This window comes from Synechocystis sp. FACHB-383 (assembly GCF_014698605.1).
GTDB lineage: Bacteria > Cyanobacteriota > Cyanobacteriia > Cyanobacteriales > Microcystaceae > Synechocystis > Synechocystis salina.
On the sequence record NZ_JACJTJ010000029.1, the window covers coordinates 184,022 to 202,621 of the forward strand.

General features: G+C 49.7%; 16 protein-coding genes. 8 read left to right on the forward strand and 8 right to left on the reverse strand.

All coding sequences use genetic code 11. The features are described 5' to 3' along the window. The first annotated feature begins 29 nt into the window (after nucleotides 1–29). Complete coding sequence (locus H6G45_RS07485; protein WP_190597827.1) at nucleotides 30–1,283, forward strand: CCA tRNA nucleotidyltransferase; 1,254 nt, start codon at nucleotides 30–32, stop codon at nucleotides 1,281–1,283. A gap of 94 nt (nucleotides 1,284–1,377) precedes the next feature. On the opposite strand, the gene H6G45_RS07490 is transcribed toward H6G45_RS07485, so the two are convergent. Together H6G45_RS07490 and H6G45_RS07495 are read right to left on the reverse strand one after the other, a co-directional pair. After that, nucleotides 1,378–2,592: an EAL domain-containing protein gene (locus H6G45_RS07490; RefSeq protein ID WP_190597828.1), complete on the reverse strand. Its 1,215-nt coding sequence runs from the start codon at nucleotides 2,590–2,592 to the stop codon at nucleotides 1,378–1,380. A 412-nt stretch (nucleotides 2,593–3,004) separates the two neighbouring features. Next, nucleotides 3,005–3,859: an META domain-containing protein gene (locus tag H6G45_RS07495; RefSeq protein ID WP_190597829.1), complete on the reverse strand. Its 855-nt coding sequence runs from the start codon at nucleotides 3,857–3,859 to the stop codon at nucleotides 3,005–3,007. 269 nt (nucleotides 3,860–4,128) lie between these two features. On the opposite strand from H6G45_RS07495, the gene H6G45_RS07500 reads away from it, so the two are divergent. Both H6G45_RS07500 and H6G45_RS07505 read left to right on the forward strand, forming a co-directional pair. Next, entirely contained in the window at nucleotides 4,129–5,619 is a 1,491-nt protein-coding gene (locus H6G45_RS07500) for a hypothetical protein (RefSeq protein WP_190597830.1), read from the forward strand. Between the two features lie 108 nt (nucleotides 5,620–5,727). Next, a complete protein-coding gene (locus H6G45_RS07505; protein ID WP_242018089.1) occupies nucleotides 5,728–7,134 on the forward strand; it encodes an amidase in 1,407 nt (468 codons plus the stop codon). Between the two features lie 71 nt (nucleotides 7,135–7,205). Here the strand turns inward: H6G45_RS07505 and hemH are convergent, their stop codons facing one another. Further along, on the reverse strand, nucleotides 7,206–8,369 hold the full coding sequence (gene hemH / locus H6G45_RS07510) for a ferrochelatase (RefSeq protein WP_190597831.1): 1,164 nt from the start codon (nucleotides 8,367–8,369) through the stop codon (nucleotides 7,206–7,208). Between the two features lie 111 nt (nucleotides 8,370–8,480). On the opposite strand from hemH, the gene H6G45_RS07515 reads away from it, so the two are divergent. After that, entirely contained in the window at nucleotides 8,481–9,107 is a 627-nt protein-coding gene (locus H6G45_RS07515; RefSeq protein ID WP_190597832.1) for a class I SAM-dependent methyltransferase, read from the forward strand. A 143-nt stretch (nucleotides 9,108–9,250) separates the two neighbouring features. Here the strand turns inward: H6G45_RS07515 and purM are convergent, their stop codons facing one another. Continuing rightward, a complete protein-coding gene (gene purM / locus H6G45_RS07520) occupies nucleotides 9,251–10,276 on the reverse strand; it encodes a phosphoribosylformylglycinamidine cyclo-ligase (RefSeq protein ID WP_190597833.1) in 1,026 nt (341 codons plus the stop codon). Between the two features lie 133 nt (nucleotides 10,277–10,409). Between purM and H6G45_RS07525 the strand changes: the two genes are divergently transcribed. Beyond that, nucleotides 10,410–12,416: an elongation factor G gene (locus H6G45_RS07525; protein ID WP_190597834.1), complete on the forward strand. Its 2,007-nt coding sequence runs from the start codon at nucleotides 10,410–10,412 to the stop codon at nucleotides 12,414–12,416. A 131-nt stretch (nucleotides 12,417–12,547) separates the two neighbouring features. Then, nucleotides 12,548–12,814, forward strand: coding sequence for a hypothetical protein (locus H6G45_RS07530; protein WP_190597835.1), 267 nt, complete (start codon nucleotides 12,548–12,550; stop codon nucleotides 12,812–12,814). Between the two features lie 59 nt (nucleotides 12,815–12,873). Here H6G45_RS07530 and rfbB read toward each other — a convergent pair whose 3' ends face one another. The 4 genes from rfbB to H6G45_RS07550 all read right to left on the reverse strand — a co-directional run bounded on the left by rfbB (nucleotide 12,874) and on the right by H6G45_RS07550 (nucleotide 16,707). Continuing rightward, entirely contained in the window at nucleotides 12,874–13,902 is a 1,029-nt protein-coding gene (gene rfbB, locus H6G45_RS07535) for a dTDP-glucose 4,6-dehydratase (RefSeq protein ID WP_190597836.1), read from the reverse strand. A gap of 101 nt (nucleotides 13,903–14,003) precedes the next feature. Further along, complete coding sequence (locus H6G45_RS07540; RefSeq protein ID WP_190597837.1) at nucleotides 14,004–14,921, reverse strand: MoxR family ATPase; 918 nt, start codon at nucleotides 14,919–14,921, stop codon at nucleotides 14,004–14,006. Between the two features lie 128 nt (nucleotides 14,922–15,049). Then, complete coding sequence (dnaB, locus tag H6G45_RS07545) at nucleotides 15,050–16,381, reverse strand: replicative DNA helicase (protein WP_190597838.1); 1,332 nt, start codon at nucleotides 16,379–16,381, stop codon at nucleotides 15,050–15,052. A gap of 29 nt (nucleotides 16,382–16,410) precedes the next feature. Beyond that, on the reverse strand, nucleotides 16,411–16,707 hold the full coding sequence (locus tag H6G45_RS07550; RefSeq protein ID WP_228025747.1) for a hypothetical protein: 297 nt from the start codon (nucleotides 16,705–16,707) through the stop codon (nucleotides 16,411–16,413). 253 nt (nucleotides 16,708–16,960) lie between these two features. On the opposite strand from H6G45_RS07550, the gene H6G45_RS07555 reads away from it, so the two are divergent. Continuing rightward, a complete protein-coding gene (locus H6G45_RS07555; RefSeq protein ID WP_190597839.1) occupies nucleotides 16,961–17,371 on the forward strand; it encodes a pre-16S rRNA-processing nuclease YqgF in 411 nt (136 codons plus the stop codon). Nucleotides 17,372–17,384: 13 nt separating this feature from the next. Further along, complete coding sequence (locus tag H6G45_RS07560; RefSeq protein WP_190597840.1) at nucleotides 17,385–18,524, forward strand: ABC transporter permease; 1,140 nt, start codon at nucleotides 17,385–17,387, stop codon at nucleotides 18,522–18,524. Nucleotides 18,525–18,600 lie beyond the last annotated feature (76 nt).

Genomic DNA, 18,600 nt, shown 5'->3' on the forward strand with positions numbered 1-18,600 from the left:
AAACTGTCCTGGGGTAACGGTTATTGATTATGCTTTGTCCTGTGAGCCACCTGGCTGATTTACGTCAACAGGTTCCCTTTGATCTGGCTCTACTTCCTTCCCAGGCTTGTTTGGTCGGTGGTGCAGTGCGGGATGCCCTGTTGGGTAGACGGCGGGAATATTTGGATTGGGACTTCGTCGTGCCCAGTGGGGCCATTGAAACGGCCTCGGCGATCGCCAGTCAATATCGAGCTGGTTTTGTGGTGTTGGATAAGGCTCGACAAATTGCCCGGGTGGTGTTCGCCCATGGCACCGTGGATTTTGCCCAACAGGAAGGGAAAAGTTTAGAACAGGATTTGGCCCGGCGGGATTTCACCGTTAATGCGATCGCCTATAACTTCCAGCAAAATCGGCTCATTGATCCCATGGCGGGGGTGGGGGATTTACAACGGGGCGAGCTAAAAATGGTGGCGGCGGTAAATTTAGCTGATGATCCTCTGCGGTTACTGCGGGCCTATCGTCAGGCAGCCCAGTTGCAATTTGCCCTTGAACCAGCGACTAGAATCGTTTTACAACAATTAGCGCCCCGGATAAAAACAGTGGCGGCAGAGAGGGTACAGGCGGAATTTAACTATTTACTCGGCAGTCCCCGGGGTAGTCAGTGGTTGTTGGCTGCTTGGCAGGACGGCATGCTGAGCCATTGGTTTCCCCACGCTAACCTCAGTTCCCTCAACGCTGTGGGTTGCATTGATTTGGCGATCGCCGCCATCAAAAACCAGTTAACTTTGCTAGAACGTCAGCAGTTCTTCCAGGCGTTGGGGAAAAAAGGCATTGCCATTGCTAAGTTGGCCAGTTTGGTCTGCGCCGATGTGAAAACCGCCGAAGGGGAATTACAACGATTGAAATATTCCCGCCATGAACTGCGCTCCGTGCAGGCAATTTTGCAGGCCTATCCCCAGTTAAGTTGTTTAGAAACTAGCCCCACCGTACGGCAACTCTACTTTTTCTTTGCGGAATTGGGCAAATATCTCCCCCATTTTGTCCTCTATGCCCTGGCCCACTGCCCCCACGATTACCACAGTTTTATCTTTGAACTTTTATCCCACTACCTCGACCCCGGCGATCGCCTGGCCCATCCCCAACCGTTAATTACCGGCAAGGATTTAATCGACAAGTTACACATTAAACCCAGTCCTTTGATCGGCCAACTGCTGACGGAAATTCACATTGCCCACATTGAAGGGAAAATCAGTGACGAACAAGAGGCACTAATGTATGCTGAAAACCTGATTGATACCAACTGAAAACCAAGAGTAGAATTAGTCTTGACCTGAACAGTGAGCAATGGGACATTAAACTCTATTCTTTGATCATCAAACTATTCACAGATATTTTTCCCTAACGAAAGGAATCCTTCGGCAGAGCCATGACCTGATCAAAAGGTAGGGGTCGGGAAAATAGATAACCTTGGCCATAGTCGCATCCTAGGGAGCGCAAAACTTCCAATTGTGCTTGGGTTTCAATACCTTCGGCCACCACCGTCATGCCCAGGGCATGGGAGAGTTGCAAAATTGCGGAGCATATACTTTCACTGTTTTGGTTGGTACCCAGGCCATCCACAAAGGATTTATCAATTTTGACCCGGTCAATTTTGTACTCGTTTAAGTATTGCAGGCTGGAATAGCCAGTACCAAAGTCATCCAGCACGAGGGCAAACCCTCGGGAGCGACAATTTTCGATCCAGGGGGCAGAACTATCGCCGCTAAAAAGGGTGCGTTCAATGATTTCTAGCTTCACTTTATTGGGGGTTAGACCATGGTGATCTACCCTGGCCAGTAACCAAGGGATGAAGTCTTCGTTATTGGTCTGTCGACCGACAATGTTAAAACTCATTAACAAATCAGGGTTAAATTTTGTCTGCAGACTTTTTAAATCTTTTAGTCCTTGTTCGATGACCCATTGACCGATGGGAATAATCAAATCCGTTGCTTCGGCCACCTCAATGAAAACATCTGGGCGGACAAAACCCCGTTTTGGACTTTGCCACCGGATCAAGGCTTCAAAACCTTCGATACGTAGATCGTTCATGAAGACAATGGGTTGGTACATCAGATGGAATTGTTCTTTGGCGATCGCCTCTTGCATTTCTCCTTCTAAACGGATCATGTCCACCGCATCGGTGATACGTTCTTTGAAGGAAAGTTTGGCTTTGGTGAGGGCGGCATCCAATTCCGGAGAGGGTTCATCAGTGCCCCGAAAATTGTTACTCTCGGAACGAAAATGACCGATCACCACCAGTAACAGTAGGCGCAAAATCGGGTCGGCGGTGTCGATGCGTTGGTTAACTTGGTCTGGGGTGACCAGGGAAAGAATGCAGTCCGTCAGGGCTGAAGCGGAAGCAGACCGGGGTTTGGCATCCACCAAGGCCAATTCTCCAAATAAACTGCCCGGTTGGAGTATATTCAACACCAGGCGATCGCCCTGGAGTTCTGTCCAAATTTCTACTTGCCCCTCTTCGACAATGTAGGCATAATTTCCCCGGTCTCCCTGGCTAAAAATCAGATCACCAGCCCGGTAATGACGGGTTGTAAGTAGGGCATTGGGGGGAGTCATGGTGGTTGGGGATTTGGCAATGAAATTGTGCGATTAGTCTGTAATCAAGCTAAATTAACGCTTTCCCATGGGGCAATTGTCAAAAATTGTGACCTTTCCCCTCCAAGGTAATGTTCCTGGACAAACAGAGGCTAAACTTGGAAGGCTTGTTGCTTTGCCCCCCTGGTAATGGTTAACGGATTTAAATGGCCCTGAAAGCCCTAAACCCTAACACCTCCTTGATTGTATGACGCTCATCGACACCAACAGTCTCCATAATGCCGCCTTTGTGGTGGGGACGGTTCTCTTTATTGGAATTCTTGTCTGGTCGGTGTGGTTCGCCTTCCACATGGACTGAGCATTTCCCCCCCGCCCCAGCGGTGGACTAGTGGATTTTCTCTCTGGCAAGTACTTTGTGCCTAGTTTAGAGGCACTATCCTTGGGTCTGTGGATCTGCCGTCAGGGGCAAGAAAACTAATTGTTCAGTTTTGTCTGCCGCTAGGTAGTCGATCACCAATTCACCGCTGGTGAGAATCTGGTATTTTTGGGCGTTGACTAGGGCTTGAATAAATTGCTGTTCCTGGTTCATGAGGGGTTCAGAGCAGGCCATCATGGTGGAAGCCATGCGCTCATCTATGGTTAAATTTTCCCCGTCAATGGTGAACTGTCCCATGAGGCGATTACAGCCCCCAGTCCCCGCCAGGCGATCGCCAAGGAATTGAATCTGGGGTATTGCTTGGGAGTTTTCGTTAGTGATGGGTGCCACCCCGGCCATGGTCACCAGTTGCCATTGACTGTTGTGGAGGGCACTGTACTGACTAGCGGGAATAAAAGTGATACTGCCCTGTTCCCCATCCTTCAGGTAGGTCAATGTCAGTTGTCCATCGTTGCCGATGCTATAGGTCTTTACCTGGGTCAGAAATTGCAAAAATTCCTGTTCCTGGGCCATAACCTCGGCGGCACAGGCTTTGCGGGTTGTGGCTAGGGCTTGGCCAATGGTTAAGTTACCATCACTGCTGGTGTAGGCGCCATTAAAACTATTGCAACCGGCGGTACCCATCAGGCGATTGTCCTTGAATTGCAACTTGATCGGGGCACTGCCCGGCACTGGGGAGCCAGACCACCCACTGATATACCAAGTAGTACCCTGGAGAGATGGAGAGGTAGAAGCTTCCATGGCTTGAACGGCATTGGTAGGCAAAAAGGGTAGGGCCTCACCCATGGTCCCCAAGGCCAATCCGCCCATAATGGTAGCGAAAAAGAGAGTCTGGGAAAAGTTCAAACGCATGGTTACAGTGTTGCAATTAGCTAAAAAACAAGATATCTATACCCCCACGATTTTACCATTGGCAATTTCTTGCCTAGAATTGGGACGGAACAGTTTGCGAATTGTTTTTGCCTCTGCCATTAGAATCCGTGGCTGCAAACTTAATTTTTCCCCTCCAACGGTGGGGACTCAGAGTTAATCTCGCCACAACTTTGGCCAGGGAGGCGTTCCGTGCCTAATCTTAAAGTCTGGCGATCGGCCATCATCCAAGCATTTCGTCATTTCTAACTATGCCCCGTCCCTTCGACCGATCCAAAAAACGTCTAGCAGTACCCCTTTGGTATGAGCGTATGCTAGCTCTAATTTTACTGGCTAATTACGGTTTAGTTCTGTTTGATTTGACCTATATTCCATTGCGGGATTTTTGGTTACAGGGGACAGTACAGCTTTCAGTTAAAGTCGGCCCTTTCCATCGGGTATTTCCCAAACAGCCCGTGCGAATTTTTCCCTTCAATATCACCCCCTATTACGATTGGGTAAAAGGCATTGAACCGTACCGTTCCACCACCGCCTATTTAGAACTGGTAGATGAGTTAAATAGCAAATTAGATGAACAGGCATTGGATGGAGCTGGCAACGTCCAACAGGCGCAAGAAATTGATAATATCCTGGCCGAATTACGTCAAGACAGCGCCCAGATGATTATAGAAAATCCCTTCCAAATTGCCAATAAAACTGGCACCTTTGAGCGGATTAAAAATCGTATGCGGCTCCATGTTTTTGGTTCCACCGATGCCTCCGCCACCGAATCCTTTGAAACTTTTTGGTCTAAGGAATATCTGTTAAAAAATGGACTAACCAGCCAGTTACTCTTTTTTGATCGGGAAATTAGACCCCTGATCGCCACCAACTATTTCCGTGAAATTGGCGAAAATGGCCAGCCAGTGGACAATTTTGGCTTAATTGATTTTCCTTTTTTCCTGATTTTCCTAGTGGATTTCTTAGGGCGCACCCGTTTAATCAGCCTGCGTTACCGGGGAATCAGTTGGGTTGATGCCATGCTGTGGCGTTGGTATGACCTCTTCTTGTTTTTGCCATTCTTCCGTTGGTTGCGAATTATCCCCCTCACCGTCAGGCTCGATAAGGCCAAATTGATGGATTTGAATAAGGTCAAGGGGCAAGCTACCCAGGGTTTCGTTGCCATCATTGCCGAAGATATGACAGAGGTAATTGTGGTGCGGCTAGTGGAACAAATGCAGCAATTGGTGCGGGAAGGAGCGCTGCGAAAAATTTTAGACCGGGCGAAAACCACCCAATATATCGATCTTAATAACCGCAATGAATTGGTAGAAATTATTAGGATTGTTTCCCAGGTTTTATTGCAAAAAGTATTGCCAGAAGTTGAACCGGAAGTGCAGGATTTTATGCTATACAATATGCAATCTTCCCTAGGACAAATCCAGGGTTATAGCCAGTTACAAAGTTTGCCTGGGGTAAAAAATATGCAACGGGAAATGATGGCCAATATGATCGCAATATTTTACCAACGCATACTGACCATTCTCCAAAGCTTTTTGGAACAGGATAAGGAATTTGAGCGACTGCTGGAAAATTTACTCACTAAGCTGACCACGGAACTTAATTTGGAGCTTAATCAACAACATCATTTAGAAGATATTGAAGAGTTATTAATTGATTTCCTGGAAGAATTTAAAATTAATTATCTACAAAAACTTTCCGAAGCGGACATTGAACGAATTTTGGGTAATACAGCTATTTAACTGTCTGGGTGCAGACTAGGGAAGGAGCTAACTCTGTCAAATTACGTTAAGGTCTTACGGCCCTTGCCGGTTTGTTTTTTTAACCACCAATTATTTGCCCCTCTGAATATGACCAATTTCTCCTTGCTCACCGCCCTGGACCTAGCCCAACTAGTCCGCACTCGCCAGGTTTCTCCTTTAGAAATCACCCAGTATTATCTCGATCGCCTGGGGAAATATGATCAGACAGTGGGTAGTTTTGCCCACGTGGCCCACGGGTCGGCGATCGCCGATGCTAAGGAAAAAACTGAGTATTTAGCGGGCGTGGGAAATTCTGAGCCCTTGCCACCATTTTTTGGCGTCCCCATTGCGGTTAAGGATTTAAACTGCGTTGCTGGTATGCCGGTGAGCTACGGGGTGGCAGCCCTGAAGGAAAATTTAGCCACCTATGATGATGGCGTGGTAGCAAAAATGAAGGCGGCGGGATTCACCATTGTGGGTAAAACCGTCACTTCCCAACTGGGTTCATTTCCCTACACCGAACCCCCGGGGTTTTTGCCGGTGCGGAATCCGTGGCATTTGGACCACAACGCCGGGGGCTCCAGTGGCGGTAGTGCGGCAGCGGTGGCGGCGGGATTAGTGCCCATTGCCCAGGGCTCTGATGGGGGCGGCTCCGTCAGAACTCCAGCGGCTTGTTGCGGCTTAGTGGGCTTTAAACCCAGTCGTGGCAGGGTATCCCAGGCTCCGGTGGGGGATTACCAGAGTGGCATTGCCTGCCATGGTCCCCTCAGTCGCACAGTGTTGGAGGCGGCGGCCCTGTTGGATGTAATGGAAGGTTACATAACCGGGGATCCCTATTGGTTACCCTCTCCCGATCGCCCTTTTTTGCAGACCACTGGGGAAGCCCCCGGTAAGTTGCGCTTAGCCTATGCCTTTTCCCTACCTCCCTTTGCTAGTACTGCCGCCATTCAAGGGGCAGTGGCCAAGGCGATCGGCGCCGCTGGGGACTTGGGACACCAATTGGAGGAAACCTGTTTTGACGTCACCAGATTAATTGAACCGTTCGCTCAAATTTGGAAAGCTGGGGTGGGGGCCTCTGGCATTCCTTTGCCCCTATTGGAGACAGTCAATCAATGGTTAGGGGAAACCAGCGGCACTGCCGGGGATTATCTGCGGGGAGTAAGGGATATGCAGGTGATTTCCCGTCACATTGTCGGCTTTATGGAAAAGTATGACGCTCTGATTTTGCCTGTTTTTAACCACCAGCCTCCCAAAGTAGGGGAATGGGCCCATTTGTCGCCCCCAGACGTGGTGCAAAAAATTATTGAATGGATTGCCCCCTGCCCCCCCGCCAATGCGGCCGGCCTACCGGCGATCGCCATTCCGGTGGGATTTGACGACCAGGGTTTACCGCTGAGTGTGCAAATTATTGGTAGGCCCGCTGCTGATGCCCTAGTCCTGGCGTTGGCTTATCAATTGGAGCAACAATTACAGTTCAATGGGACTAAGCAACTACCGCCCCAGTTCCCTGGATAAAACAGTCTGAAGATTAGTGTCAATAATTAAATTCCCCCAGAATTGGGGGTTGGGAGGCTTGCAAAAGTTTTCTAGAGCAGTCCCACAAAATGTAAGGGGCCTTGGCCACTGATCAACTCCGCCAACAGGGCAATGAACCCCAACATGGCTAGGCGACCATTCCACACCTCCGCCGCCGTCGTCAACCCCCATTCCCATCTTTCCTGGGGATACATTTTCATGTTCTTTTTGGGATGGGGCACCGTTTCAAAGGTACAGGGGGGATCGTTGAGGGAATCCATCACCATCTCGGCCAGGGCATCGATGAAAAGTGGATGGGTATTGAGGGCGGGCACCCGTTGAAAATTATCAATGCCTGCTTCTTCGGCGATTTCTCGATACTCAATGTCAATTTCTTGCAGGGTTTCAATGTGTTCTGACACAAAGCTAATGGGCACCACCAAGAGGTCATCAATGCCCTCCGCCCCTAGTGCTTGCAATGCTTCTTCTGTGTAGGGCTTGAGCCATTCCACCGGTCCCACCCGACTTTGGTAGGCCAAGGTGTATTGATTCGGGCGATCGAGGGTCCGCATAATCAAACGGGTACAGGCTTCAATTTCGGCCTGGTAGGGGTCTCCCGCTTCATCCACATAGCTTTGGGGTACACCATGGGCACTGAAGAAAATATGGGCTTGGTCTGGATTGGGAAATTTCTTTAACTCTTCCGCAATCAAATCCGCCATGGCCTGGAGATAGCCTGGATGGTCGTACCAAGAAGGGATCAAGCTATAGTCCAACTGCCGCAAACTAGGATCATTGCGCCACATTTCCTCCAACACCCGGAAACTGGAACCGCTGGTGCTAATGGAAAAGTGGGGATACAGGGGCAAAATTACCAATCGTTGCAGGCGATCGCCTTTAATTTTTTCCACGGCCTCTTCCGTGAAGGGGTGCCAGTAGCGCATGCCAATGTACACCTTGGCATCTTGACCAAGGCGTCCGAGGCGGGTCGTGAGGGCGGCAGCTTGGGCTTCGGTAATCTGCAAGAGGGGAGAACCGCCACCTATTTCAGCGTAATTAGCCTGGGACTTTTTCGCCCGTAGGGTGGAAATCAGCCATGCCAGGGGTTTTTGCAACCAAGGAAAAGGCAGACGAATGATTTCCGGATCCGCAAACAGGTTAAAAAGGAAGGGGCGTACATCCTCTAACTTCTCCGGTCCGCCAAGATTTAGCAGTAAGACCCCAACACGACCCATAATTGTTAAGCTTAGTAGAATAATTTTCAGTTTCTTTACCAAGTGTAACAATAGATGGCGAAAAGGAAAGAATCCCACCCTACAAACGTCGTTCGAATTTCTTTCTAGGTCATGGCAACTATTTTCCGCACTTGGAGTTATCAATATCCCTGGGTTTATGCCTTGGTTTCCCGCCTGGCGACCTTGAATGTAGGGGGGGAAGAGCGCTTCCACCAATTGCCGTTGGAGAATTTAGCCATCTCCCCGGGACAGAAGGTGTTGGATTTGTGTTGTGGGGGTGGCCAAGCCACTACTTATTTAGCCCAAACCGGAGCCACAGTGGTGGGTCTGGATGCTTCTCCCAAGGCCCTGGCCAGGGCAAAAACTAACGTGCCCCAAGCAACCTACGTCCAGGGGTTAGCCGAAGATTTACCCTTCGGAGATAAGGAATTCGACCTAGTCCACACCAGCGTCGCCCTGCACGAAATGACTGCGCCACAACTGCGGAGCATTATCAGCGGTGTACATCGTGTGCTTAAACCAGGGGGGATTTTTACCTTGGTGGATTTACACCGTCCCAGTAATTGGCTATTCTGGCCGCCCTTGGCAATTTTTATGGGCCTGTTTGAAACGGAAACCGCCTGGCAGTTAATTAACACCGATTTAGGGGCGTTACTGGACCAAGCTGGTTTCTCCGTTATCGATCAGCGTCTTTATGCCGGGGGTAGTTTACAGGTCATCCAAGCCAGGGCCAATTAGGGAAGGTGAGAAAACATCCACCAATGGCGATCGGTCCCTCCTTCAATGGGAAAAGAGTCTTGACTATGGTCTCTTTACTTGATGAACATTGAAAAAGATGTTTGCCTAGAGATACTCTTTTGAGAAGCTTTTCTAGCCCAGATTTAATCTAGCCAGACGAAGGAACCATTTCCTTCTATCACCTGCCCAATTTGATTGGCCACCAGACCTTGCCCCGAGAAAAAGTCTAGGGTCGCCTGGCCCTGCTCTGGAGATACCAGCACCACAAAACCCACCCCCAAATTAAAGGTTTCCAACATGGCGGTGGAGTTGACCTGGCCTTTGTCCGCTAACCAGTTAAATACGGGCAGGGGAGACCAACTATGGGCCTTGACCTGGATTGATTGTCCTGGTCCCAAACATCGGGGAAGATTTTCCGGTAGCCCGCCGCCGGTAATGTGGGCCATGCCGTGGACGTTAATTCCCGACTTTAATAACACTTGAATGGGTTTGACGTAGATCCTGGTAGGTTCTAAAAAGATTTCTCCCAAGGACTTGCCCCCCCACTCCGGTAAACAATCGGACCATTGCCAACCATTACTCTCAATAATTTTTCGCACCAAACTAAAGCCATTACTATGGACCCCGGAACTCTCCACGGCGATCGCCACATCGCCAATGTTTACCTGGGAGCCGTTGAGTAACTCGGACTTTTCCACAATGCCCACCGCAAAACCCGCCGCATCATATTCCCCTGCGCCATAAAAGCCAGGCATTTCCGCCGTTTCTCCCCCCAATAGGGCACAGCCACTTTGTTTACAGCCCGTCACAATGCCCGTCACCACGTCCGCCAACTGGGCCGGCTCCAGTTTTCCCGTCGCTAAGTAATCGAGGAAATAGAGCGGTTCTGCCCCAGTGGTCAAAATATCATTCACACACATGGCCACCAAATCAATGCCAATGGTGTGGTGCTGGTCCATGGCCTGGGCAATTTTTAGCTTGGTACCCACCCCATCCGTCCCTGACACTAACACGGGAGCTTGATAGCCAGGGGGAATTTCAAACAGCCCGGCGAAACCACCGATGCCCCCCATTACTTCCGGGCGAAAGGTACTTTCCACCTGTTGCCGAATGCGGCTGACAAATTCCCTTCCTGCTTCCACATCCACGCCCGCTTGCCGATAATCCATGTCGTTTTTTACTCACTGAAACTTAACCAGAGTTAACAATCTCCTGCCCGAATTTTACAAGAGATTGCGGAGAGGTTTGAGGCCGGGAATTCTGGGTTAGGCTCAGCAATAAGAGCCTTTCAGGTATTTTTTTATGAACAACCCCACGAATGAATCCCTCCGCAACGTGGCCATTGTTGGCCCCTATGGCAGTGGTAAAACCACCTTGCTCGAAAGTGTTTTGTGGGTCAGTGGCAGTATCAGCCGTAAGGGGAATATCAAAGATGGCAACACGGTGAGCGATAGTAGCCCCGAAGCTAAGACCCGCAAAATGAGCGTAGAAGTGAGCGTGGCGAGGATTGACTATGAAAATTTGCGCTTAAATTTCCTCGATTGTCCAGGCTCCATCGAATTTGCCCAGGAAACCTATGGCGCTCTGATGGGGGCCGGTACTGCAGTCATCGTCTGTGAGGCAGATGTGAGCCGGGTTTTGACCCTCGCCCCTTTATTTAAATTTTTGGACGATAGGGCCATTCCCCATTTGGTGTTTATCAACAAAATGGACCGGGCTAAACAGTCCTTTGGGGAGGTACTCCAGGCCCTAAAAAGTGTTTCTTCCCGCCCCCTGATTCCCCAGCAGTACCCCATTTACAAGGGAGAGGAGTTGCAGGGCTACATTGATCTAATTACGGAGCAGGCCTATCAGTACCACAGTGGCAGTGCGGCCGATCCCATTGCCTTGCCAGCGGCATTGGCCGGAGCGGAACACCAGGCCCGCCAGGAGATGTTGGAAGCGTTGGCAGACTTTGACGATCGCCTGTTGGAAGAATTATTGGAGGAAGTGGAACCGCCCCAGGCAGAGATTGAAGCGGATTTCAAACAGGAGTTGGGGGCAGATTTAATTGTGCCGGTGGTGTTGGGGGTAGCGGAGCAGGATTTTGGCGTCCGACCATTGCTAGATGTATTGATCAAAGAAGCGCCGGATCCCAGTGTGACGGCGGCCCGCCGGGGTTTGAGTACCGATGGCTCCGGGCCGGTCATTGCCCAGGTATTAAAAACCTATTTCACTCCCCAGGGTCGGTTATCCTTGGCCCGCATTTGGCAGGGCACTTTACAGGAGGCCGATGCCCTCAATGGTCAACGGTTGGGGGGAATTTACCGTCTTTTTGGCAGTCAGCAAACGTCGATGCAAAGCGCCACTGTGGGGGAAATTGTCGGCCTAGCTCGGTTGGAAAACATCAACACTGGGGCCACCCTCTGCACCGCCGCAGTTAAACCCCTCCCCTTTGTTGACCCCCTGCCCCCGGTCTATGGTCTGGCGATCGCCCCGGAACAGAGGAAAGATGAGGTTAAACTCAGCACTGCCCTAGGAAAATTGGTGGAGGAAGACCCTTCCCTCACCTGGGAGCAAAATCCTGAAACCCAGGAAGTAATCCTTTGGGGCCAAGGGGAAATCCATCTCAAAGTGGCATTGGAAAGGTTGGAAAGGCAATATAAACTGCCCATGGTGTCCAGCCAACCTGAAGTGCCCTACAAGGAAACTATCCGCAAGGACACCCAAGTTCACGGTCGCTATAAACATCAAACTGGTGGCCATGGAGCTTTTGGGGATGTGTACCTCACCATCAAACCCCTGGAACGGGGCAGTGGCTTTAGTTTTAGTGAAACCATTGTGGGGGGAGTGGTGCCCAAACAGTATGTCCCCGGGGTGGAAATGGGAGTGCGGGAGTATCTAGCTAAGGGTCCCCTTGGCTATCCGGTGGTGGATATAGCCGTTACTCTAACCGACGGTTCGTACCACAACGTTGACAGTTCTGAACAGGCTTTCAAACAGGCGGCCCGCCTAGCCATGACGGAAGGAATGCCCCAATGTCAACCAGTGTTGTTAGAGCCAATTTTGCAAGTAGAAGTGGTGGCTCCTGCGGAGTTCACTGCTAGGGTGTTGCAATTGGTCAGTGGGCACCGAGGCCAAATTTTGGGTTACGAAGCCCGCTCCGATTGGAAAAATTGGGACCAGGTAGCAGCCCATTTACCCCAAGCAGAAATACAAAATTTCATCATCGAACTGCGTTCCTTGACCGTTGGGGTGGGAACTTTCACTTGGCAATTTGACCATCTCCAGGAGGTGCCGGATAAATTTGCGCCTAAATTATCGGAGTAATCCGCCTAGGGACCCCAATTTGATCGTCTCCAATTTTAGGATTTGAGCAGGATGGGGGGAGTTTGGCCTTTGCCAGCGCGGAAAATCGAGATAATCTTAAGGGGCTATTTTGACGATCGCCCTAAAATTTTATGGTTTTCCCTTCCCCCAACGGTGGCTCCAACGACGGTAATTCCAATCTGGATGAATATGATGACATCACTGGGGCCCGACGGGAGGAAGCCCTACGCAAAGCCCGCAACTGGTTTGTGATCCTAGTGGTGGGAGGACTAATGCTGGGGGTCTTAGTGGCCTTTGGCGTGGTGCAAGTGCTCAATAGCCTCGGTCTAACGGAAAAACCCGATGCCCCCCTCCGCATTCAGATAGAACAAAACAATCAAAATCAGCCCCAGCAATAAATATTGCCCAATCCGTCGGGAAACATTTACGGGGCAGCAATCATCCTGCCAAAGACCCGTTACCCCAACAGGGGTCTCCACCAAGCTTCATTGTCCAAATACCATTGCACGGTCTGTCTTAATCCCTGTTCCACTGTCACTTCTGGCTCCCAGCCCAATTCCCGTTTAATTTTGCTGGCATCAATGGCGTAACGGCGATCGTGCCCAGGGCGATCGGTCACATAGCTAATCAGTTTTCGGGCTGGCTTAACTGGCAAATTAGGAGCCAATTCGTCCATGAGGTCGCATAAAAGTTCCACCAATTCAATATTTTTAACCTCATTGTTGCCGCCAATGTTATAGGTTTGTCCCGGTAAGGCTTTAGTTAAAACTAAGTCCAAGGCCCGGCAATGATCCTGGACATAAAGCCAATCCCGCACATTTTTCCCATCCCCATATACTGGTAACTTTTCCCCGCGCAAAATGTTAAGACACATGAGGGGAATAAGCTTTTCGGGAAATTGGTAGGGGCCGTAGTTATTAGAACAATTGGTAATTAAGGTAGGCAAGCCGTAGGTGTGAAAATAGGCCCGCACTAAATGGTCACTGCCAGCTTTGGAGGCGGAATAGGGACTATTGGGGGCATAGGGAGTGGTTTCTGAAAAACCCGGTTCATCGGGGGCTAAACTGCCATAAACTTCATCGGTGGAAACATGGAGGAAACGAAACTGGGCCGGTTTACCCCGGCTTTGCCAATGTTGCCGAAAGGATTCCAACAAGGTGAAAGTGCCCACCACATTGGTTTGCACAAAGGCTCCAGGACCAAGGATGGAGCGGTCCACATGGGATTCCGCTGCGAAATGGGCAATGGTTTCAATTTGTTCTTCCCTTAATAGTTGATCCACCAAAGGGCGATCGCCAATGTCTCCTTCGACAAAGCGAAAATTAGGCAGTTTTTCCAAAGGAGCTAGGGTGGCTCTGTGTCCTGCATAGGTGAGCGCATCCAAAACCACCATGGGGCGATCGCCGTAGGTTTGAACGCAATGGTAAACAAAGTTAGCACCAATGAAGCCTGCTCCACCGGTAATCAAAATGGGGGTGTTGGCCATGGAAAATTACTGTTAGAAGATGACAAGTTAGCGAAAGTAACCATGGATGTTGGAGCTTCAGAGTTGCTCACCATTGGAAATTGGAAGCCCAATGATCCCAATTAATCACCAATGGGAACCCGGTCTAAAAGTCTTTGCAAAATTGCCTTGGGATCTTTGCCACTGGCGGGAATTAACCGATGGGCCAACACATGGGGGGCCACAAACTTGACATCGTCATCAATGGCATAGTCCCGTTCTTCTAAAAAAGCATAGGCTTGGGTGGCCCGTTGCAGAGCCGTTGTTCCCCTCGGACTAACCCCCAAGGTCACATCTTCATCCGTTCGGGAAGCCCGCACTAAGCGCAGGAGATATTGTTGTAAATCCTCCGTTAGTTTTACCTGCCGCACCGCTTTTTGTAATGCCTCCACTTCTTCAAGGGAAATGCAAGACTCTAAATCCCCCACGGCGATCGCCTCTGGATTTTGTTGCCGCTGGAGCATTTTCAACTCTTCTGCTTCCGAGGGATAACCCAAACTAAGGGAAAGGGCAAAACGATCTAACTGGGCCTCCGGCAATGGAAAAGTCCCCTGATACTCAATGGGATTTTGGGTAGCAATGACAAAAAAGGGATGGGGCACCAACCGGGTTTCACCGTCCACTGTGACCTGTTTTTCCTCCATCACCTCCAACAAAGCCGCCTGGGTGCGGGGGGTAGCTCGGTTAATTTCATCGGCCAGGAGAATATTGGCAAAGGCCGGGCCAGGCAAAAATTCAAACTCACGACTACTAGGGTTCCAAATGTTAGTGCCGGTAATATCGGTGGGCAATAAATCGGGGGTACACTGCACCCGCTGAAATTTACCGTTAATAGAACGAGCCAGGGACTTGGCCAAGAGGGTTTTGCCCACACCGGGCACATCTTCCAACAAAGCATGGCCTCCACTCAACAGGGCCACCAACACTAAACGAATGGCCTCATCCTTGCCCACAATGGTTTGACTAAGATTTTGGGTAAGGACAGAAATCTGTTCTCGCATAGGGGAAGCATAGCAGCGAAGGCTAGGGTAGTTTGGATAACAAATTAACAGCTTTTACTGTACCGCACCCGATGTGCTCAAGGTAACTGTGTATTTGCAAAGCCTGCTGATGGACAAATTTCGCAAATCTAGTAGTCCCGACTCTGTTGCAAATTTAAAAATTGGGTAAATTCTGGTTTAAATAATAATTTAACTACACCAGTGGGACCATTTCTATGTTTAACAATTAGTAGTTCTGCTACCCCTGGATCTGGGGTGTCAGGATTATAATATTCATCTCGATAAATCATCATAATCAAATCAGCGTCTTGCTCAATAGATCCGCTTTCTCTCAAATCTGACATCATTGGTCGCTTATTAGTTCTTGATTCTACTGCCCGACTGAGCTGAGATAACGCAATTACCGGCGCATTAATTTCCCTAGCTAAACCTTTGAGAGAACGGGTGATTTTTGATAGTTCCTGCACTCGATTATCACTGCCACCCTCCATCAGTTGTAAATAATCAATTAAAACGATGCCCAGGGGGCCTTTTTGTTCACTTTGGAGGCGACGCACTTGGGACCGCATTTGGGTCACTGAAATACTTGCAGTATCATCAATGTATATGGGGAGGCTAGAAAGGGTGCCCATGGCCGCCGTTAAAGGCTCAAATTCCGCCTGGCTAAAATGTCCCGTCCGCAAACGATTGCTATCAATTAAAGACTCACTGGCTAACAGTCTTAATGCTAACTGTTCTTTGGACATTTCTAGGCTAAAAATAGCCACCGGCAAATTTTTATTTTTAGCAATGTTAGCGGCAATTCCTAAACCGAATGCTGTCTTGCCCATCGATGGTCTTCCGGCCAAAATAATTAAATCTGCCCGTTGTAATCCCCCCGTCATAGCATCAAGATCATAGAATTGGGTTTCTACCCCCGGACTAGATAATTTTTCGTGTAATTTATCTAGCTCAATAAAAGTATTAACTAAAGTTTCCGATAGCGGTACTAACCCTGCTTGGGGTCGAGACTGGGTAAGGCGAAATATTTTTTGTTCCGATTCATCGAAAATTGTTTCTAATTCTTTGCTAGTTTCATAACCTAAATCAACAATGTCATGCCCTGCAGCAATGAGTTGACGTCGTAAATATTTGTCCATGACCAGAACGGCGAAACGGTCAATGTTCACCGCGGAAATGGTACGGTCCAACAACTGAGTTAATTTCACCATGCCCCCGATCGCCTCTAGGTGATGGTGGTCTTGGAGCCAACTGCTGACGGACATTAAGTCCGTGGGTTGACTTTGACCATGGAGGCTGAGCATGGACTCGTAGATCAAACGGTGGGCTTTGACGTAGAAAGCATCCACCACTAGGAGGTCAATAATGCGACCGATCGCCTCTGGATCAAGCAGAATACCCCCGAGGATATATTCTTCAGCTTCAATGTTTTGGGGGGGCAGGGCAGGGTTAGCAACCATCAAATTGAGGGCAGTGGGGGCAATGGAATCTAGGCGGTGTAGGAAGAAACCATGGCGGGTCGTCGCTCCGGAGTTCCATATCGACCGGCATAGAAGGCCAAAATTTCCTCAATAACTTGACGATCGCCAGGGGAAAGATCATCCTGTAGAGTCAGCTCTAGGCCGCCCACCTGACTGTTGTAATAGTCAAACTGGGTAAAAGTGGGAGTTAGAAGGGTAGCGGTCACACCAGCAAGCTGTTGCACATGGGCCGCGATTTCCCGATAAACAGCGAGGGGCAGTTGAGGAAAACAAATAACTTCGCTATGCAAGGCAGTGGCAACCAACAAAAACGTCTTATATGCCCATGATATACTCAACGGTCTTTTCTCTCTATCAGACCCGGAACCGACTGCAGAAGGAAAACCTACCTTCAATTCCCATCAAGGAGTTTGCCAACAATTTTCCGTTACAGGGAGGATCTAGAGGGTACTTTTCAATGGTATGAGGCCTTGGCAACGCCTTTTGAGGACTAGTTTTGTGATAACGGCCTAGCCATTACCATGGGACGTTAGCCCGGTGAAAAATTTGGCAAATTGTATGAATTATTTAGGATTTGACCCCGGTCGGGATAAATGCGGGGTGGCGGTAATGACTGGCGATCGCCAGATTTTGTACCACGAAACCATTCCGGCTCAGGAGGTACCCCAGCGATTACCGTCCCTGTGTGAGCAATATCAAGTGGGACAAGTGGTAATGGGTAATCAAACCACTGCTAAACAATGGCAAAAAGAACTGCAAAGTTATTTGCCCCCAGCCATGGCCCTAGCATTGGTAAACGAAAAAAATAGTACCGTGGAAGCCAGGCAAAGATATTGGCAAATGTATCCCCCCCAAGGATTGGGGCGTTTGGTACCCCTCGGTTTAAGGACTCCCCCCCGCCCGGTGGATGATATTGTTGCTATTTTGTTGATTGAGCGTTATCTGGATTTGGATAGCGGCCGTTGCTAGGGGACAAATCTTTATGGATTGGTGGAAAAAACTGCGACGCAATAGCCTGGCCCGTTGGGGTGCCATCCTGCTGTTGTTGTTTTATGTAGTTGTCATTGGCGCGGATATTTTTGCCCCCTACAATCCCTACAATGCCCAGGTAGATGGTTCCCTGTTGCCCCCTACCCAAATCTATTGGCGATCTCACGGAGATCCGCTACGCGGTGCGCCGGAGGGGCAATGGATCGGGCCCACTGTTTATCCCACCCGCCAGTTGCCCACGAATTTAGAAACGGGATTAAGACCCCTAGAAGTGGATTTCAGCCAACCTTCCCCAGTCCGCCTTTGGGTTAAAGGAGATGGTTACGTCTGGGGACAAATTAAATTGCCCTTACCGCCCAGTTTTACCCCGGTGGAAATTTTTCCAGGCATCCCAGGCGATCGCCATTTAATTGGCACCCTAGGGCCCGGTAAATTGAACCTTTTGGGGACAGACGAACAGGGACGAGATCAATTTAGTCGTCTGTTATTCGGCGGCCGAATTAGTTTATTTATTGGGCTGATTGGGATTACCATTTCCTTTCCCCTGGGTATGGTGGTGGGGGGCGTGGCTGGTTACTTCGGCGGTTGGCTAGATGTGGTTTTAATGCGCTTGGTGGAAGTGCTGATGACCATCCCCGGCATTTATCTGTTGGTGGCCCTAGCGGCGGTACTGCCTCCCGGTTTGAGCAGTGCCCAACGGTTTTTGCTCATTGTGGTAATTACTTCTTTTATTAGTTGGTCTGGGCTAGCTAGGGTAATTCGAGGCCAAGTGCTTTCCCTCAAACAACAGGAATACGTCCAAGCCGCCAAAGCCATGGGAGCCGGAGCCGGAAGGATTATTGTGCGCCACATTTTGCCCCAAACCGCCAGTTACATCATTATTTCCGCCACCCTAGCAGTGCCCGGATTCATTGTGGCCGAATCAGTACTGAGCTTGATCGGCCTGGGCATTCAACAACCGGACCCCAGTTGGGGCAATTTACTTTCCATTGCCACCAATGCTTCTATTTTGGTGTTACAACCCTGGTTGGTGTGGCCCCCGGCAGTACTAATTATTTTGACTGTGTTGGCTTTTAATCTATTGGGGGACGGCCTACGGGATGCCCTGGATCCCCGCAGTTTAGGCGAATAACCAGGCAAAAACTTGCCCAACCAGAGCTGAGGGGGATTGACCATTGCCAAGCTTGGCGGTGGGACATCGATGAAGC

Excerpts from the sequence above, each read along its gene's own strand:
- H6G45_RS07485 (WP_190597827.1), top strand. The coding sequence starts at position 30 with ATGCTTTGTCCTGTGAGCCACCTGGCTGATTTACGTCAACAGGTTCCC.
- H6G45_RS07490 (WP_190597828.1), bottom strand. The coding sequence starts at position 2,592 with ATGACTCCCCCCAATGCCCTACTTACAACCCGTCATTACCGGGCTGGT.
- H6G45_RS07495 (WP_190597829.1), bottom strand. The coding sequence starts at position 3,859 with ATGCGTTTGAACTTTTCCCAGACTCTCTTTTTCGCTACCATTATGGGC.
- H6G45_RS07500 (WP_190597830.1), top strand. The coding sequence starts at position 4,129 with ATGCCCCGTCCCTTCGACCGATCCAAAAAACGTCTAGCAGTACCCCTT.
- H6G45_RS07505 (WP_242018089.1), top strand. The coding sequence starts at position 5,728 with ATGACCAATTTCTCCTTGCTCACCGCCCTGGACCTAGCCCAACTAGTC.
- hemH (WP_190597831.1), bottom strand. The coding sequence starts at position 8,369 with ATGGGTCGTGTTGGGGTCTTACTGCTAAATCTTGGCGGACCGGAGAAG.
- H6G45_RS07515 (WP_190597832.1), top strand. The coding sequence starts at position 8,481 with ATGGCAACTATTTTCCGCACTTGGAGTTATCAATATCCCTGGGTTTAT.
- purM (WP_190597833.1), bottom strand. The coding sequence starts at position 10,276 with ATGGATTATCGGCAAGCGGGCGTGGATGTGGAAGCAGGAAGGGAATTT.
- H6G45_RS07525 (WP_190597834.1), top strand. The coding sequence starts at position 10,410 with ATGAACAACCCCACGAATGAATCCCTCCGCAACGTGGCCATTGTTGGC.
- H6G45_RS07530 (WP_190597835.1), top strand. The coding sequence starts at position 12,548 with ATGGTTTTCCCTTCCCCCAACGGTGGCTCCAACGACGGTAATTCCAAT.
- rfbB (WP_190597836.1), bottom strand. The coding sequence starts at position 13,902 with ATGGCCAACACCCCCATTTTGATTACCGGTGGAGCAGGCTTCATTGGT.
- H6G45_RS07540 (WP_190597837.1), bottom strand. The coding sequence starts at position 14,921 with ATGCGAGAACAGATTTCTGTCCTTACCCAAAATCTTAGTCAAACCATT.
- dnaB (WP_190597838.1), bottom strand. The coding sequence starts at position 16,381 with ATGGTTGCTAACCCTGCCCTGCCCCCCCAAAACATTGAAGCTGAAGAA.
- H6G45_RS07555 (WP_190597839.1), top strand. The coding sequence starts at position 16,961 with ATGAATTATTTAGGATTTGACCCCGGTCGGGATAAATGCGGGGTGGCG.
- H6G45_RS07560 (WP_190597840.1), top strand. The coding sequence starts at position 17,385 with ATGGATTGGTGGAAAAAACTGCGACGCAATAGCCTGGCCCGTTGGGGT.